General features: G+C 72.6%; 18 protein-coding genes, 2 tRNA genes and 1 pseudogene. 12 read left to right on the plus strand and 9 right to left on the minus strand.

Going from position 1 to position 14,203, the window contains the following annotated elements; all coding sequences use genetic code 11:
* Positions 1-81: 81 nt before the first annotated feature.
* The 3 genes from G567_RS31280 to G567_RS0124480 all read right to left on the minus strand — a co-directional run bounded on the left by G567_RS31280 (position 82) and on the right by G567_RS0124480 (position 1,737).
* Positions 82-726, minus strand: a complete 645-nt coding sequence (locus G567_RS31280) for a hypothetical protein (protein ID WP_051233529.1) — start codon at positions 724-726, stop codon at positions 82-84.
* 89 nt (positions 727-815) lie between these two features.
* Positions 816-889: transfer RNA gene (locus tag G567_RS0124475), tRNA-Gly, on the minus strand.
* Between the two features lie 59 nt (positions 890-948).
* Entirely contained in the window at positions 949-1,737 is a 789-nt protein-coding gene (locus G567_RS0124480) for a hypothetical protein (RefSeq protein WP_051233530.1), read from the minus strand.
* A 119-nt stretch (positions 1,738-1,856) separates the two neighbouring features.
* On the opposite strand from G567_RS0124480, the gene G567_RS0124485 reads away from it, so the two are divergent.
* From G567_RS0124485 to cutA, 6 genes and pseudogenes are all read left to right on the plus strand, one after another.
* Positions 1,857-1,933 (plus strand) — tRNA-Pro (locus tag G567_RS0124485).
* Between the two features lie 168 nt (positions 1,934-2,101).
* Complete coding sequence (locus G567_RS31285) at positions 2,102-2,755, plus strand: TetR/AcrR family transcriptional regulator (protein WP_051233531.1); 654 nt, start codon at positions 2,102-2,104, stop codon at positions 2,753-2,755.
* Positions 2,752-3,693: an NAD-dependent epimerase/dehydratase family protein gene (locus G567_RS0124495; RefSeq protein WP_028931993.1), complete on the plus strand. Its 942-nt coding sequence runs from the start codon at positions 2,752-2,754 to the stop codon at positions 3,691-3,693. Before G567_RS31285 ends, G567_RS0124495 begins: the two co-directional genes overlap by 4 nt.
* Before the next feature lie 346 nt (positions 3,694-4,039).
* Positions 4,040-4,856 (plus strand): annotated as a pseudogene (locus G567_RS37315) (DUF222 domain-containing protein); the annotation flags it as partial.
* Between the two features lie 117 nt (positions 4,857-4,973).
* Positions 4,974-5,168 carry an HNH endonuclease signature motif containing protein gene (locus tag G567_RS37320; protein ID WP_373865927.1) on the plus strand — a complete coding sequence of 65 codons (195 nt, stop codon included), beginning with the start codon at positions 4,974-4,976 and terminating at the stop codon, positions 5,166-5,168.
* Between the two features lie 122 nt (positions 5,169-5,290).
* Positions 5,291-5,641: a divalent-cation tolerance protein CutA gene (gene cutA, locus G567_RS0124510; protein ID WP_028931996.1), complete on the plus strand. Its 351-nt coding sequence runs from the start codon at positions 5,291-5,293 to the stop codon at positions 5,639-5,641.
* Positions 5,642-5,654: 13 nt separating this feature from the next.
* Here the strand turns inward: cutA and G567_RS31295 are convergent, their stop codons facing one another.
* The 3 genes from G567_RS31295 to G567_RS0124525 all read right to left on the minus strand — a co-directional run bounded on the left by G567_RS31295 (position 5,655) and on the right by G567_RS0124525 (position 8,002).
* A complete protein-coding gene (locus G567_RS31295; RefSeq protein WP_037058081.1) occupies positions 5,655-6,074 on the minus strand; it encodes an ester cyclase in 420 nt (139 codons plus the stop codon).
* Between the two features lie 96 nt (positions 6,075-6,170).
* The gene (locus G567_RS0124520; protein WP_028931997.1) at positions 6,171-6,803 is read right to left on the minus strand and encodes a response regulator; all 633 of its coding nucleotides are present in this window, start codon (positions 6,801-6,803) and stop codon (positions 6,171-6,173) included.
* Positions 6,800-8,002, minus strand: a complete 1,203-nt coding sequence (locus G567_RS0124525) for a sensor histidine kinase (protein WP_028931998.1) — start codon at positions 8,000-8,002, stop codon at positions 6,800-6,802. Before G567_RS0124525 ends, G567_RS0124520 begins: the two co-directional genes overlap by 4 nt.
* Positions 8,003-8,178: 176 nt before the next feature.
* On the opposite strand from G567_RS0124525, the gene G567_RS0124530 reads away from it, so the two are divergent.
* Genes G567_RS0124530 through G567_RS0124540 form a run of 3 tightly spaced genes read left to right on the plus strand, consistent with a single transcriptional unit; the run spans position 8,179 to position 10,443 of the window.
* Positions 8,179-8,628: a DUF2871 domain-containing protein gene (locus G567_RS0124530; RefSeq protein WP_028931999.1), complete on the plus strand. Its 450-nt coding sequence runs from the start codon at positions 8,179-8,181 to the stop codon at positions 8,626-8,628.
* An 18-nt stretch (positions 8,629-8,646) separates the two neighbouring features.
* Positions 8,647-9,711, plus strand: coding sequence for an ABC transporter permease (locus G567_RS0124535; protein ID WP_028932000.1), 1,065 nt, complete (start codon positions 8,647-8,649; stop codon positions 9,709-9,711).
* 51 nt (positions 9,712-9,762) lie between these two features.
* Positions 9,763-10,443, plus strand: coding sequence for an ABC transporter ATP-binding protein (locus G567_RS0124540; RefSeq protein ID WP_028932001.1), 681 nt, complete (start codon positions 9,763-9,765; stop codon positions 10,441-10,443).
* Positions 10,444-10,486: 43 nt separating this feature from the next.
* Here the strand turns inward: G567_RS0124540 and G567_RS0124545 are convergent, their stop codons facing one another.
* Complete coding sequence (locus tag G567_RS0124545) at positions 10,487-10,669, minus strand: hypothetical protein (protein ID WP_147201320.1); 183 nt, start codon at positions 10,667-10,669, stop codon at positions 10,487-10,489.
* A gap of 342 nt (positions 10,670-11,011) precedes the next feature.
* On the opposite strand from G567_RS0124545, the gene G567_RS0124550 reads away from it, so the two are divergent.
* Positions 11,012-11,734, plus strand: a complete 723-nt coding sequence (locus G567_RS0124550) for a hypothetical protein (protein WP_028932003.1) — start codon at positions 11,012-11,014, stop codon at positions 11,732-11,734.
* Between the two features lie 94 nt (positions 11,735-11,828).
* On the opposite strand, the gene G567_RS0124555 is transcribed toward G567_RS0124550, so the two are convergent.
* Complete coding sequence (locus G567_RS0124555) at positions 11,829-12,650, minus strand: Fpg/Nei family DNA glycosylase (protein WP_028932004.1); 822 nt, start codon at positions 12,648-12,650, stop codon at positions 11,829-11,831.
* Between the two features lie 4 nt (positions 12,651-12,654).
* A complete protein-coding gene (locus tag G567_RS0124560) occupies positions 12,655-13,131 on the minus strand; it encodes a ribose-5-phosphate isomerase (RefSeq protein WP_028932005.1) in 477 nt (158 codons plus the stop codon).
* Between the two features lie 18 nt (positions 13,132-13,149).
* Between G567_RS0124560 and G567_RS31300 the strand changes: the two genes are divergently transcribed.
* Positions 13,150-13,842 carry a DUF429 domain-containing protein gene (locus G567_RS31300; RefSeq protein ID WP_028932006.1) on the plus strand — a complete coding sequence of 231 codons (693 nt, stop codon included), beginning with the start codon at positions 13,150-13,152 and terminating at the stop codon, positions 13,840-13,842.
* Between the two features lie 76 nt (positions 13,843-13,918).
* Positions 13,919-14,203 (plus strand): helix-turn-helix domain-containing protein (locus G567_RS0124570; RefSeq protein ID WP_028932007.1); only part of this gene is annotated, 285 nt, incomplete at its 3' end.

The following is a 14,203-nucleotide window of genomic DNA, read 5'->3' on the forward strand; positions in this document are numbered from 1 at the left end:
CCCACCAGGAGTTCACTCATGATCGGCTCAGGCGCGCCGAGCGACCCGCAGCTGTGATCAGACCGAGCCCAAGGTCAAGTTCTAAGATGCCCTCTGAGGGTTCGGCTTGGGCGCCGGCGGCGGCTCGGCCTTTGCGGTCGGGCTCTCGCTGACCCATCCCCACCGGACGGCGCGCTTGTAGGCGCCGGACAGAATGAAGTGGATGTGCCGGATAGTCGTCGCGGCGAGCGGGCGACAGACATGCCGTCGGCACTTCTCCGTGCACTCGTGCGGCCCGCTGGCACGGTGCTCGACGGACACCCGGCCGGTGCAGCGGGCGCGACACCGGCGCAGCTCGGCGTAGAACGAGTCCAGAGTCTCCGCGTCGAGCTTCCCAACCCGGAGGTCCCCGAGGCAGGGGCTGATGTGGTTGCGCACGTGCGTGCGGTACAGGTCGAGCGTGTTCGGCGACCCCGCGAATTGGTCGAGGTAGCGGGTCAGCAGCTCGTCAACGGTGGCGCTGGTGCGGGGATTTCGGCGCTCAGCGATCTGCTGAAGTAGTCGTGCGCGGGTCGCCTCGGCCTCGACCCACGCCCTCGGGCCGGGCGGAATGACCTCGATGAGGTCGTGCCGCTTCTTTGTCACCGGGTCCACACCTGCGTAGACCCGCACCCGCAGCGCGCCACTCGGCAGCTCGTCGATGCTCCCGCGTGAGCGCGCGTTCCCCACGCCCGGACGACCCGCCATGCCGCGAGTCTAGCGCCGTTCGTGTCACATCTCGTGTCACGACGGCTTGCCGAGCGATCTTGTGATCAGCATTTCTGCTGGTCAAGCTATGGAGCGGGCGACGGGAATCGAACCCGCGTAGCCAGTTTGGAAGACTGGGGCTCTACCATTGAGCTACGCCCGCGTGCCCCCGAGCGCACCCAGGGACGATCTCAAGCCTAGCGGACGCGCTCCGGGGCGGGTTCAGGTGTTGACCCTGTCGCCGTCGAACGCCAGCGAGTCGTCCGGGCCCACCTCCCACACCTCGAGCCCCGGCGCGGCGAGCAGCGCGTCGACCAGTTCGCGTGAGCCGGCGGCAACGGTCGAGTCGAAGTCGATCTCCGAGGCGACGCACCACGATTGGTCCTCAGGCCAGATGATGTTCGGCGTCTGCTCCCAGGGCCCGGGCACGTGGAGGCTCCCGGCGGCCGAGAGCGGCCCGGAGAACAGGATGTAGTCGCGGTGGGGATGGCGCAGGCGCGGCCCGTCCATGATCTCCCGCGGAAAGGCGGGCGGAACCGTTGCCGACCAGCCGCCGGGTCCCAAGGCCACCACCGCCGGGCTGCCGTGAATCCAGCCGTAGCCCTCCCACAGCGCGAAGAAGCATTCGGCGTCCGGGCGGGTGAACCTGGCAAGCACCGCGCACAGCGCGGCAAGCGATTCGGCCGTGAGGAAGCCGATCTCGGGGTTCTCACCCGGCCACGGGTGGTCGATCGGAATCGGCTCACGCCCGTCGGCCCACCCGCCCGAGATCGCGCGCCACTGCATCAGGGCGTGCGGTCGCCGTCCGGTGAAGGCGCACACCTGCGCCCAGGTGTAGTAGTCCGGCCCGTCCGGATCCTGGTCGTTGGACACGGGGTGCAGGATCCGCACGTACGCCTCGAACCCGCGGGGCACCACGGTGCAGACGCGCCCGTCGAACGGCCCGAGACGGGGCGCGATCCAACCGCCGACGTCCACGTCCGACCGCCAGAACAACCTCTCGTCGCCCATGTCGATCAGTCTGCGCCGCAACACTGCGCGGGACGAGCGAGTTTCGCGGCGCCGAAGGTCACTCGGCGAAACCGCCCTCCGCATGCCTGTCGATCAGGCCACGCATACACTCCCTGCGACGGGGTGTGGCGCAGTTTGGTAGCGCACTCGCTTTGGGAGCGAGGGGCCGTGGGTTCAAATCCCGCCACCCCGACCAGGTCAGAGGCGGCATCCGGTATGCGGAGAGACGCCCTCCGAGCACGACCGGTTCGCCGGACTTCCCGGCGCCCGGCCCATCCCGGTCGGCACCTCCTTCCCGTCCTCGAGGCGTCGCCAAGGACGAACTACATCTACGCTAGCAAGTAGTTACTTGCTAGCGTGCGGCATGGCATCGACGCGGGACCGGTTGCTCGCCGAGGGCATGCGGCTGTTCGGGGAGCAGGGTTATGCCTCCACCTCGGTGGCGCAGATCGAGGCGGCGGCCGGCCTTTCTCCGGGCTCGGGAAGCATGTACAAGCACTTTCGCTCCAAGAAGGAACTGCTCGCCGAAGGAATGGAGCGGCTGCTGAGCGGGGGCCGCACCCCGGTCGCACAGCTCGGCTCGCGGGATCCGGCGGCGTTGGCCGCACAGCTGACGGCCGCGGCGCGGGCCGGCCTTCGCCGGATGGACGAGGACCGTGACCTGAGCCGGCTCCTGTTCCGAGGGCTGGACGCCTTTCCGGATCTGCTCGCGCGGTTCGGCGACGGTGAGATCGGGCGCTTCCACCGGGCGATCACGGCGATGCTCACCGAGCTGGCCGGGGACGGTGGCGAGACCGTCGACTGGGCCGCAATCGCGGTCGTGCTCCAGGGCGCGACCGCGCACTACTGGCTGCTGGCCGACCTGTTCGACCGGCACCCGACCGGGGTCGACGAGGACCGCTTCGTCGCCGCTGCGGCGTCGTTGGTCGTCGCGTTGCTCGCCGGACCCCCATCGGCCGGGCCGGTTCCCGCCGAGGCCGCCCGGCAGATCCACGAACCGACAGAGGGGACACGATGAAGGTTCTCCTGGCCGGCGCTTCCGGCGCCATCGGCCTTCCGCTGGTACACCAGCTGCAGGCAGCCGACCACGAGGTGGTCGCGATCCATCGCTCCGCGCGCGGCCGCGACGCGCTGCTCGCCGCGGGCGCCACTCCCGTCCGCGTCGACGTGCTGGCCCGGGACGCGCTGCTCGACGCCCTGCGGGGCCACCGGTGCGAGGCGGTGATCTCGCAGCTGACGGCGTTGAAGAGGCCGCCGATGCGCCACAAGGACATGGCCGGGACCAACCGGTTGCGCATCGACGGCACCGCGAACCTGCTGGCCGCCGCGGAACGGATTGGCGCCACCCGGTTCGTGACCCAGTCGATGGTGTTCGGCTACGGGTACGGCGACTTCGACGGCCGGGTGCTCACCGAGGCCGACCCGTTCGCCCCGGCCGGACGCGGACGCTTCGAGGATCATCTCGCCGCGATGCGGTCCAACGAGCGGCAGGTGTTCGGTGCGCCGCATGTGGAGGGGATCGCGCTGCGCTACGGCCTGTTCTACGGGCCGGGACCAGCCGGCGATGTGCTCGTCGACGCCCTGCGCCGCAGGCGCCTGCCGGTGATCCGCAACGGCGGAGTGCTGCCGTGGGTGCACATCGACGACGCCGCGAGCGCGACGGTCGCGGCTCTGGACCGCGGTGTGGCCGGCGCCGCCTACGACATCGCGGACGACGAGCCCGTCGGCTTCTCCGACCTGATGGTGGCCCTGGCCGCCGCGCTCGGGGCGCCGCGCCCACGCGTCGTGCCGTCGTGGCTGCTCAACGCCATGCCCTACGTCAAGGCGATGATGACCGGGGACCTTCGCGTCAGCACGGCCAAGGCCAAGCGGGAGCTGGACTGGACGCCGCGGCTACCGACCTACCGCGAGGGGGTCGCCGATACCGCCGAGCACTACCTGCGACCGGCCGCCTGAGCCAGGGCGCACCCCCACCGGCCTCGGCGGCCAACGCCACAACCGGACTGCTGAGGCCCGCCCATTTCATGAAGCACGGTTCGTCGTGCTCTCCGCCGTTGAGCGGTCTTCGGTCCGCGCCGGGCGGTCGTTGACCTGCGGCGAACGACCGGTACTCGAACATCAGTTCGAGTATAATGATCGTGTGACCGCCGGACCGCTCCCCACCGCCCACCGCCTGCTGGCCGAGGCGCTGGACGGGCTGGCCGCCGCGGCCGGGCCGGGCGCCGCCGACGCGGAGCTGCTGTCGGTGCTGACGATCTGCGAGGGTGCGGCCCGGCGGCTGGACCGGCTGGTCGTGGCCACCGTGGCCGCGGTGGCCCGGCGCGGGGTGTTCGCCGCCCGCGGCTACGTCAACCCCGCCCACGGGCTGGCCGACCTGCTGGGCTGGGACCGGGCCGAGGCGCGGCGGCGAGTAGTGGCGGCCGAGCAGGTGTGCGCGCGGATCGGGCTCGACGGCGCCATGCTGCCGCCGCGGCTACCGGCGACCGCGGCGGTGTTCGCCGCCGGGCGGGTGAGCCTGCGCCACGTCGAGGTGCTGGCCAAGGCCCTCGACGGCCCGGCCGCGGGACGGCTGGCCCCCGAGGTGTGGGCCGGGGCGGAGGCGGAGCTGGCCGACAAGGCCACCCGGTACCGGCCGGCCGAGCTGACGACCTATGCCCGCCGGCTGATCGAGCTGCTCGACGCGGACGGCCCGGCACCCGACGAGGACGAGCCGCACCGGGAGAACGTGCTCTACGCGAACCCGCACCCCGACCGGCCCGGCGGGCGGCTGCGCGGCCGGTTCGACGACGCCGCGCTGTTCGACGCGATCACCACCGCGCTCGACGCGCTGTCCGCCCCCACCGCGGAGGGCGGGGAACGCGACCCGCGCGGGGTGCCGCAGCGGCAGGCCGAGGCCCTGGCCGAGCTGTGCGCGCACGCCCTCGACCAAGACGACCTGCCGCCGTGGCGGGCAACGCCCCCACCTCAACGTGCACGTGCGCCCGGAGGACCTGGAGGCCCGTGCCCGCTCCGCGGTGCTCGACTTCGGCGGCCCGCTCACCCCCGCCGAGCTGCGGAGGCTGGCCGGCGACGCCGGGGTGATCCCGATCGTGCTGAACGGGGCCGGGCAGCCCCTCGACGTCGGGCGGCGCACCCGCACCATTCCCGACGGGCTGCGCCGCGCCGTCGCCGCCCGCGACGGCGGCTGCGCCTTCCCCGGCTGCGACCGGCGCGTCTCCTGGTGCGACTGCCACCACATCCGACCCTGGCAGGACGGCGGCCCCACCACCCTGGACAACCTGGTGATGCTGTGCAAGCGGCATCATCGGCTGGTCCACCACTCCGGCTGGACGGTGCGCCTCCCCGACGGGCTGCCCGAATTCCTCCCACCCCGGTGGATCGACCCGGACCAGAACCCTCGCCGAAAACCACCCCCCCACCTGATCGCCTGACACCGCCGAAGTGACGGGCGCCTCTGGCGCCGCGAGATGCGCATATGGGACAACAAGGTCCCGAGAAGAAGATCGTCTGTACTCATGGGCAAACTGAGGACAAGGAGAGGAGCGAGCACCGCATGACCGAGCCGAACGCCGAGGAGCTGGCCTGCGTCGAGGTCGTCATCACAGCCGAAAGCGCCGACTGGCTCGCCGGCTTCACCCGCTCACTCGTCGACGACCGCCTCGTCGCGTGCGGGCACACCATCACGCCCCTCAGGGCGATCTACCGATGGGAGGGCAAGGTCTACGACGAGACGCAGGCGCGCGTCGGACTGCATACCCGCGCATCCCTCGTCCCCCAGATCGTCGCCCGAGCCGACCGCGACCACGCCGACGACGTTCCCTGCGTCATCGCGCTCCCGATCTCGGACGGCCACCCGGCATACCTGAGGTGGGTCTACCAGGAGACGGCGTGCCCCGAAGCCTGAGTCAGGTTGCGGCTCACCCCTCGGGCGCGGGCATGTGGCCGAGCTGAACCAGCATGCTGACCTGGTCGTAGTACCACTCGCCGCGAGTGACCTTGCCGTCGGCGTTGTACTGCCGGACCTCGCAGAACGGCAGATTCAGCTGCCGGCCGGTCGCCGGAAGCTGCCCGAGCGGCCCGTCGTTGATGCCCGACCCGGTGAACAACAGCACGGTCGTCGCCCCACCGTCGACGACTCGTGCATTGGTGACCATTCCGTCGGAGAACCCGCCCACCCAGGCCTTCTCCGCGTCGATCCACTGTTCGGGGCCCTTCGCGGTGACACCTCTGGCCTGGTCGACGAGCTCGCAGTCCTGCGCGAGGTCTGCGGCGAACGCGTCCCAGTCCCGCCGGTTGAACAGGTCCACCGACCGAAGGTGACTGTCGACGTTGGTCATCGCGATCCCCCACTTCCTCGAAAAGGGGCAGCCACGCTACGCGCATGTGACTGTCATCACATCCACCGAACGGTCCTGTCCGTGTGCCGGTCGCTCTCAGCGACGGATGATTCCCCGCTCCACAGCGGTGGCGACCGCCGCCGTGCGGGAGTCGACGCCGAGCTTGCCGTAGATATGGACCAGATGTGACTTGACGGTCGCCTGGCTGAGGAACAGCCGCTTGCTGATCTGCTGGTTGGACAGCCCGTCGGCGACGAGCCGCAACACCTCGGTCTCGCGCAGGCTCAAGGCGGTGGCGGGGGCGCGCATCCGGTCCATCAGCCGGTGCGCGACCGCGGGCGCCAGCGCCGACCGGCCGGCCGCCGCATTGCGTACGGCAGCGGCGAGCTCCTCGGGCGGCGCATCCTTGAGCAGATAGCCGGTGGCGCCCGCCTCGATCGCGGCCAGGATCTCGGCGTCGGTGCCGTAGGTGGTCAGCACGAGCACCCGCGGTGCACCGGGACGCGCGGCGATGGCCGCGGTCGCCGCGGAACCATGCATGCCGGAGCCGAACTGCAGGTCCATCAGGACGACGTCCACCGCCTCCGTCTCGGCCAGCGCGACGGCCTGCTCGGCCGTGGCAGCCTCCGCCACGACCTCGAATCCGGGTTCGCCGTCGAGCAGCGCGCGCAGCCCGGCCCGGACCACCGGGTGATCATCGGCCAGCAGCAGCCGGATCACGTCGCTCATGGGCTCGCCGTCTCCTCAGCCGGCGGGATCGCGAAGCTGGCCGCCAGCGCCGTGCCCTGCCCGGGGGCCGACTCCACGCTGAGTGTGCCCTGGAGGCTGCGGGCCCGCGCCCGCATGGCCGCGAGCCCGAACCGTCCCCCGGCGCCGGACGCGTGCACCGCGTCGGGATCGAAGCCGACCCCGTCGTCGACGACGTCCAACGCAACACGATCGTCCATATAGCTCAGTGTCACCTCGACACGACCGGCGCGCGCATGCTGCACGGTGTTGGCCAGCGCGGACTGGGCGATGCGCAGCACGGCCACCTCCTGGGCGGTGGACAGTGCGGCCGGGGTACCGCTGAGGTGGAAGTGCACCGGCAGCCCGGACCGCTGCGCCGTGGTCGTGCACAGCCGATCCAGGGCCGAGGGCAGCGAGCCGTCGGCCAGACCCGGCGGGGTCAGGGCGTGCACGAACCGCCGGGCCTCGGCGAGGTTGTCCGCCGCGGCCATCCGGGCCTGCCGGACGTGCCCGGCCGCGGTGTCCGGCCGCGCGGGCAGCGCGCGTTCTGCGGCGCGCAACAGCAGCTGGATGCTGGACAGGCCCTGGGCGAGCGTGTCGTGAATCTCGCGAGCCAGCCGTTCCCGCTCCGCCAGCACCCCGGCCGCGTGCTCGGCGGCCGCCAGCTCACTGCGCGCGGCGGTCAGCTGCTCGATCAGGCCGCGCCGGTGCTCGCTCTCCCGATACAGCGCCTGATAGCCCAGCGCCGTGCCGACCGCCACGGCGGCACCCAGGGCCGGACCGATCACGATCGCCGGTGTCAGCACCCCCTGATGCCAGGCGAACGCGCCGATCGCGGCCAGCGTGGTCGCGGCGACCGCCGGCAGTCCCCAGCGCAGCGGCAGCAGATGCAGCTGCAGGAAGAACAGCGGGAACGCGAGCCACACCCCGTCAGGAGTCAGCCCCAGCAGCACCAGCCAGACCGCGGCCAACGCGGCCAACCACGCGCCCGCCGCGGTCACCGAGCGGGCGACGCGGGGCGTCGCGGGCCCGGCGGCGTAGACGGCGGCCAGCACGACCGTGGTGGCGACGATCGCGCCCCGGTGCGGCAGTCCGGCTGTCACCGCGCGCCCGGCGGCGAGCGCGAGCAGGCCCGCCACCAGCAGATGCAGGCAGACGCGCAGCACGCGCAGGGGCTGATCGAGGGTGCGGGGGTTCACGGCGGTGACCAGGTTAGCGGGCTCGCCGACGCCCCTGCCCCGTGCCGGATCCATCGAAAGGTTGACATCCGGCTCGCCGCTTCGATCCGCGACCTCCCAACCCGGGGGCGATGGCACCAGCCGCCGGGACGACGAGAGTCGAGACCGCATACCGCATCGAATCCGGAAGGGCATCCGTGAAGAAGCTGTACTGGTCCGCCGTCGTCTACCTGGTCCTCGGGCTCGTGGGCGGGCTCTACTACCGCGAGCTCACCAAGGCGGTCGAGTTCACCGGGCCCACCGAGCTGGGCGTCGTACACACCCACCTGCTCGTCCTCGGCATGACGTTCTTCCTGATCCTGATCGGGTTGGAGCGGCTCTTCGGCCTCTCGCGCAGCGCGCTGTTCCCCTGGTTCCTGCGCACCTACCACGCGGGTCTGGTCCTGACGGCGGGCGCGCTTGCCGTCATCGGCACCCGCACCGTGCTGGGGCTGCCCTCCGGCGCCGCGCTTGCCGGGGTGTCCGGCCTCGGGCACATCCTGCTCACCGTCGGCCTCGCGCTGCTGTTCGGCTGCCTGCGCACCCGGTTGTTCGCGCCGGCCTCCGACAACGCCGATGACGCCGCGCGCCCGGCCGCGCTGCGCTGATCACCGGGAGCAACTCACATGTTCGTCGCCTGGAGAGATCTCCGATTCGCCCGCGGCCGGTTCGCGCTGATGGCGAGCGTCGTCGTCCTGATCACCATGCTGGTCGGGCTGCTGTCCGGACTGACCGCGGGCCTGGCCAGGGACACCACCTCGGCCGTGACCGATCTGCCCGCCGACCACCTGGTGTTCGCCGCGCCCCCCGACGGACAGCAGCCCTCGTTCACGAGCTCGTCGATCGACCGGGACCTGTGGCAGCGATGGGCCGAGGTGCCCGGGGTCCGGGCGGCCGAACCGCTCGGCATCACCACCGGCTATGCCGAGTCGGGTGAGGCGACGGCCGCCGTCACCGCGTTCGGCGTCCGGCCGGACTCCCCGCTGGCACCGCTGCCCAGTGCCGTCGGATCAGGAACCGCCCTGCTGTCGACCGGTGCGGCGGACGCGCTGGGCGTCGGGACCGGCGACGCCGTGACGCTGGCGGGCCAGCGGCTGCGGGTCGAGGCCGTCGACGTCGACGCCTCCTACAGCCATATGCCGGTGATCTGGACGAACCTCGCCACCTGGCAGCAGCTCGCCCGCACCGACTCGGCCACGGTGCTCGCGCTGACCACCGATGCCGGAACCGACCTCGCCGCCGCCGACGCGGCCCTGGGCACCCTCACCCTCACCCGCACCGACGCGCTCTCCGCGATCGGCTCCTACACCGCGGAGAACGGCTCGCTACAGCTCATGCGGGGCCTCCTGTTCGCCATCTCCGCGCTCGTGATCGGGGCGTTCTTCACCGTCTGGACCATCCAGCGCAGCGGCGATATCGCCGTGCTCAAGGCGCTCGGCGCCGGCACCGGCCACCTGCTTCGCGACGCGCTCGGGCAGGCCCTGGTCCTGCTGGTCGGCGGCACCGCCATCGGCACCGGCCTCGCCGCCGCGCTCGGTGCACTGGCCGCGGAAACGGTGCCGTTCGTGCTCGACATCGGCACCATCGCGATCCCGGCCGCCATCCTGGTCGTCCTCGGGCTGCTCGGCGCGGCGCTGGCCGTCCGCCGGATCACCGCCGTCGACCCGCTGACCGCCCTGTCCGCCCGCTGAGCCCCGTCCGCCCGCTGAGCCCCGTCCGCCGCTGAATCTAGGAGTCACCCGATGAGCCTGCGTCTGACCGGCGTCACCCTCACCTACCCCGACGGCGAGCAGCGGCTGACCGCCCTCGACCAGGTCGACCTGCAGGTGCCCGCAGGCACCGTCACCGCCGTGATCGGTCCGTCCGGTTCCGGGAAGTCGAGCCTGCTCGCGGTCGCCGCCACCCTGATCACCCCCGACCGCGGACAGGTCATGATCGACGGCATCGCCACCACCGGGCTGCGCCGGTCGGAACTGACCGCGCTGCGACGCACCCGGATCGGCATGGTGTTCCAGCAGCCCAACCTGCTCGCCTCGCTGACCGCCGCCGAACAGCTACAGGTGGTGGCGCATCTATCGGGCCGCTCACCGGGCAGCGCCCGCGACCGGGCACGCGAGCTGCTCGCGGCCGTCGGGCTCGAACACCACCAGCGCCGGCGGCCGCACCAGCTCTCCGGCGGGCAACGCCAGCGGGTCAACATCGCCCGTGCGTTGATGAACGACCCCGCCCTGCTCCTCGTCGACGAGCCGACCAGCGCCCTCGACCACGAGCGCGGCGCCGCCGTCGTCGATCTGCTCACCACGCTGACTCACCAGAAGGCCACCGCTACCGTCCTGGTCACCCATGACCGCTCGCATCTCGCGGCGGTGGACCAGGTCGTCGAGCTGGTCGACGGCCGGCTGCGCTGCCCCGCGCACGTCTGAGCGCGGCGCCGACTTCGCCTCCTGACCGGCCCGGGCCGCCGCCTCAGGCGGCGGTCCGGACCCAGCTCGTCGCGGGGACCGCCGGCTCCCACGACCACAGCTCGTCCATCGGAGCCGAGCACTCGGGACAGGGCACGTGACAGCCGGCGGTCTCGGCGCTGGGCAGTTCGGCATCGATGCCGCAGCTCCCGCAACTCCACCAACCGCTGGCGCTCGTCGCATCCACGGTCCGCATCGTAACGACATCCCTGTCATTCACAGATCGAGGCGCGCCGGGCGCCGGCGCCGCGCGGTGCCCTCACGCGGTGTCTTCCTGCGGAGGCATCACCGCAGGTAACGCCGTGGCGCGGGGCGCGAGTGATTCTTCGGGTGGGCGGGAAGTCGCCACCCACCCAGGGCCGGCACACCCCTCTCCTCCGCCGGTCCTGGTCCACGTCGGCGTGCCCGCCGGCGTGGACCACTCAGGCTTCCCGGGCATCCCCGACCGCCCGGCGGGAACGATCGGCCCGACTTGTCCGTTGACCGGATGGGAACGGGCCATGGGCCCGGCATGGGGAGGAAGGACCCGATGAGCACGATCGTGACCGTGCTTGTGCTGGTGGCCATCGTCGCCGGCATCGTGTGGCTGATACGCCAACGCGCGGCGGCACAGGCACGCGAGCTCGAGGACGCGAAGGCGGAGGCCCGACGGTGGGTCGAGCGGCTCGGCGGTCAGGTGCTCAACCTGGTCGGCACCGACGAGGCCGCCAAGCAGGCTCTCGCCGACGCGGCCGAGCGGTACAACGCCGCCGGCTCGCAGCTGGACCAGGCCAGGTCCACCGCGCAGGCCCGACAGGTCACCGAGACCGCGTACGAGGGCCTCTACTACGTCCGGGCCGCGCGCACCGCGATGGGTCTCGACCCCGGCCCCGAGCTGCCGCCGTTGCCCGGCCAGCAGCGCGCGGGCGCGGTGAGCGAGGACCGCGACGTCGAGGTCGAGGGACACGCCTACAGCGCCTCGCCGCACCCGTCCGACCGCAACCGGCACTACTACCCGGGCGGCAACGTCGCCGGGCGGCCGGTGCCGGCCGGCTGGTATTCCGAGCCGTGGTGGAAGCCGGCGCTGGTGGCCGGCGCCTGGGGCATCGGCTCGATGCTGCTGTTCAGCTCTCTGTTCTCCGGGATGTCCGGGGTGGCCTACGCCGACGGGTTCGCCGACGGCATGGCGGCCGACGACATGGGGGGCGATATGGGCGGCGATATGGGCGGCGACGGGGGCGGCTTCGACTTCGGTGGCGGCTTCGACTTCTGATCGAGCCGGCGGTAACCGGCCGGCGCGCTGATCCACGGCCGGCATGTCCGGCCCTGCCGCACCGACCGGCCCGGTGGGAACGATCCCGGGCCGGTCAGTGGCATTGCTGCTCCGGCTGGCAGGTGGGACACCAGAACAGGTTGCGGGCCGCATGCGCGGCGTGCGCGACCGCCGTTCCGCAGACCAGGCACGCCATCCCGGCCCGGCGGTAGACGTAGACCTCCCCACCGTGCCGGTCCCGGCGCCCCGGCTCGCCGCGTCGTCGCGGATCATGTTCCGGCGCCACGGTGTCGATCCGGCCGCGGCGCGCCCCGTCCCGCATGAGGGCGACGAGATCGCTCCACATCGCGTCCCAGATCTCGCGCGGCAGCGCCCGCCCGGGCAGCAGCGGGTCGATCCCGTGCCGGAACAACAGCTCGGCACGGTAGACGTTCCCGACCCCGGCCACCACGGCCTGGTCCATCAGCAGCGTGGCGAGTGGCGCCCGGGACCGGGCGATCCGCGCCCACGCCCGATCGGGGTCGGCGTCGCGGCGCAGCGGGTCGGGGCCCAGCCGCGCCCGCAGGGCGGCCACCTCGGCGTCGGTGATCAGCTCACAGGCCGTCGGGCCACGCAGGTCCGCGTAGTGCGTGGCGCCGACCAGCCGCATCCGCACCTGCCCGCGCGGCGCGGCCGCCGGAAGCGGAACGTCGTCGAACGTGCCGTAGAGGCCGAGGTGGATATGCACCACCCGGTCCGGGCCGTACCTGTGGAACAGGTGCTTTCCGTGGGCCTCCACCCGGGTGAGCACCGCCCCGTCGAGCAGCGCGGCGGATTCGGCGAACCGGCCCTGCGGGCTACTGACCCCCACCGGTGCCCGACCGAACCGCCTGCGGTGCAGCCGCGCGAGCCGGTGCAGCGTGTGGCCCTCCGGCACGGCGTCAGGACGGATCCGGCACCGCCGGGTACTCCCCCGTCCGCTCGTAGTCGGCCAGCAGGTCGATCCGGCGCTGGTGGCGGGGCTCCGCGGAGAAGCGGGTGGCCAGGAAGGCCTCGACGATCGCGGCGGCCTCCTCGAAGGTGTGCATCCGGGCCCCGACGCCGATCACCTTCGCGTTGTTGTGCTCGCGGGCGAGCCGGGCGGTCTCGATGCTCCACGCCAGCGCAGCGCGGCAGCCCCGGACCTTGTTCGCCGCGATCTGCTCACCGTTGCCCGAGCCGCCGATGACGATGCCGAGACCGGCGGCGTCCGCGACCACCCGGCGGGCGGTCTCGATGCAGAACGGCGGGTAGTCGTCGTCCGGATCGTAGTCGTGGGCCCCGACGTCGATCGTCTCGAAGCCGAGGCCGTCCAGGTGCCCGATCAGGCGGGCCTTGAGCTCGAAACCAGCGTGGTCACTGCCGAGGTAGACGCGCACGGGCGATGATCCTGCACCATGCGGGAGGTGGCGGGGGTCGACGGGGTGCCCGATGGCTGGGTCGTGGTCCGGGTGGGCCCGCCCACCCGCGGCGCGGCAGGGGGCGGCACGGTGACCTGGGCGGTGCTTCCGGACGCGGTCGCGGTGGTGGCCGCGACGTCGCGCTGCGCAGCGGTCGGCGTCGACATCCCCATCGGGCTGCCGTCCGGAAGCGCCCGCCGCGCCTGCGACGAGCACGCCGCCGCGCGGCTGGGACGCGCCCGGTCCTCGGTGTTCCCGGCGCCACCCCGGCCGGTGCTCGCCGCGGCCTCCTTCGCCGACGCCTGCGCCGTCGCCCGCGAGCTCACCGGCCGCGCGATCAGCCTGCAGACCTTCCACATCGGCGCCAAGATCCAGGAGTGGGATCGGGTCGAGCGGCTGCCACCGGGCCTGGTCGAGGTCCATCCGGAGCTGTCCCTGCGCACCCTCGCCCCGGAGATCGGGTTCGCGCCGAAGCGGACCGCCCGCGGGGCCGGGCAGCGCATCGCCGCGCTGGCGCGGTGGGTCGACCCCGCGGTCGCGCTGGCCGACCTGCCGACCGGCGCCCGCCTCGACGACCTGCTGGACGCGCTGGCCTGCGCCTGGTCGGCGGCGCGCTGGGCGCGGGGCGACGCGGAGGTCCTCGGGGCGGAGACCGACGAGCGCGGCCGGACGATGCGGATCGTCGTCTAGACCGCGCTAGTGCTGCGTTCCTCAAAGGGAGTACAGGTTGACGAGGGGGGCATGGTGGATCCGGGAGGACGGAGCCATGCCGAAGTTCTTGTCCGCGCGTCCGCCGGCTGGTCCGGACGAGGAACGCACGATCCGCAAGCTGGCCGGGGCCCGGCATGCCCCGGGGGACTGGATCCGCAGGGCGAAGATGATCGTGCTCAGCTGGCGGGGACTGCACACCACCGCGATCGCCGCCGCGCTCGGCTGTCACCCGCAGACGGTGCGGGACCGGCTGCACCGGTTCAACGCCGAGGGCCTGGACGGGCTGGGCGACCGGGCGATCCCCGGGCGGCCGCGGCGGCTGACCGAGGCCGACCGCTCG

Origin of the sequence: Pseudonocardia asaccharolytica DSM 44247 = NBRC 16224, assembly GCF_000423625.1 — a bacterium.
GTDB classification, from domain to species: Bacteria; Actinomycetota; Actinomycetes; order Mycobacteriales; family Pseudonocardiaceae; genus Pseudonocardia; species Pseudonocardia asaccharolytica.

Excerpts from the sequence above, each read along its gene's own strand:
- G567_RS31280 (WP_051233529.1), bottom strand. The coding sequence starts at position 726 with ATGGCGGGTCGTCCGGGCGTGGGGAACGCGCGCTCACGCGGGAGCATC.
- G567_RS0124550 (WP_028932003.1), top strand. The coding sequence starts at position 11,012 with ATGAGCACGATCGTGACCGTGCTTGTGCTGGTGGCCATCGTCGCCGGC.
- G567_RS31295 (WP_037058081.1), bottom strand. The coding sequence starts at position 6,074 with ATGACCAACGTCGACAGTCACCTTCGGTCGGTGGACCTGTTCAACCGG.
- G567_RS0124540 (WP_028932001.1), top strand. The coding sequence starts at position 9,763 with ATGAGCCTGCGTCTGACCGGCGTCACCCTCACCTACCCCGACGGCGAG.
- G567_RS0124480 (WP_051233530.1), bottom strand. The coding sequence starts at position 1,737 with ATGGGCGACGAGAGGTTGTTCTGGCGGTCGGACGTGGACGTCGGCGGT.
- G567_RS31300 (WP_028932006.1), top strand. The coding sequence starts at position 13,150 with ATGCGGGAGGTGGCGGGGGTCGACGGGGTGCCCGATGGCTGGGTCGTG.
- cutA (WP_028931996.1), top strand. The coding sequence starts at position 5,291 with ATGACCGAGCCGAACGCCGAGGAGCTGGCCTGCGTCGAGGTCGTCATC.
- G567_RS0124495 (WP_028931993.1), top strand. The coding sequence starts at position 2,752 with ATGAAGGTTCTCCTGGCCGGCGCTTCCGGCGCCATCGGCCTTCCGCTG.
- G567_RS0124535 (WP_028932000.1), top strand. The coding sequence starts at position 8,647 with ATGTTCGTCGCCTGGAGAGATCTCCGATTCGCCCGCGGCCGGTTCGCG.
- G567_RS31285 (WP_051233531.1), top strand. The coding sequence starts at position 2,102 with ATGGCATCGACGCGGGACCGGTTGCTCGCCGAGGGCATGCGGCTGTTC.
- G567_RS0124520 (WP_028931997.1), bottom strand. The coding sequence starts at position 6,803 with ATGAGCGACGTGATCCGGCTGCTGCTGGCCGATGATCACCCGGTGGTC.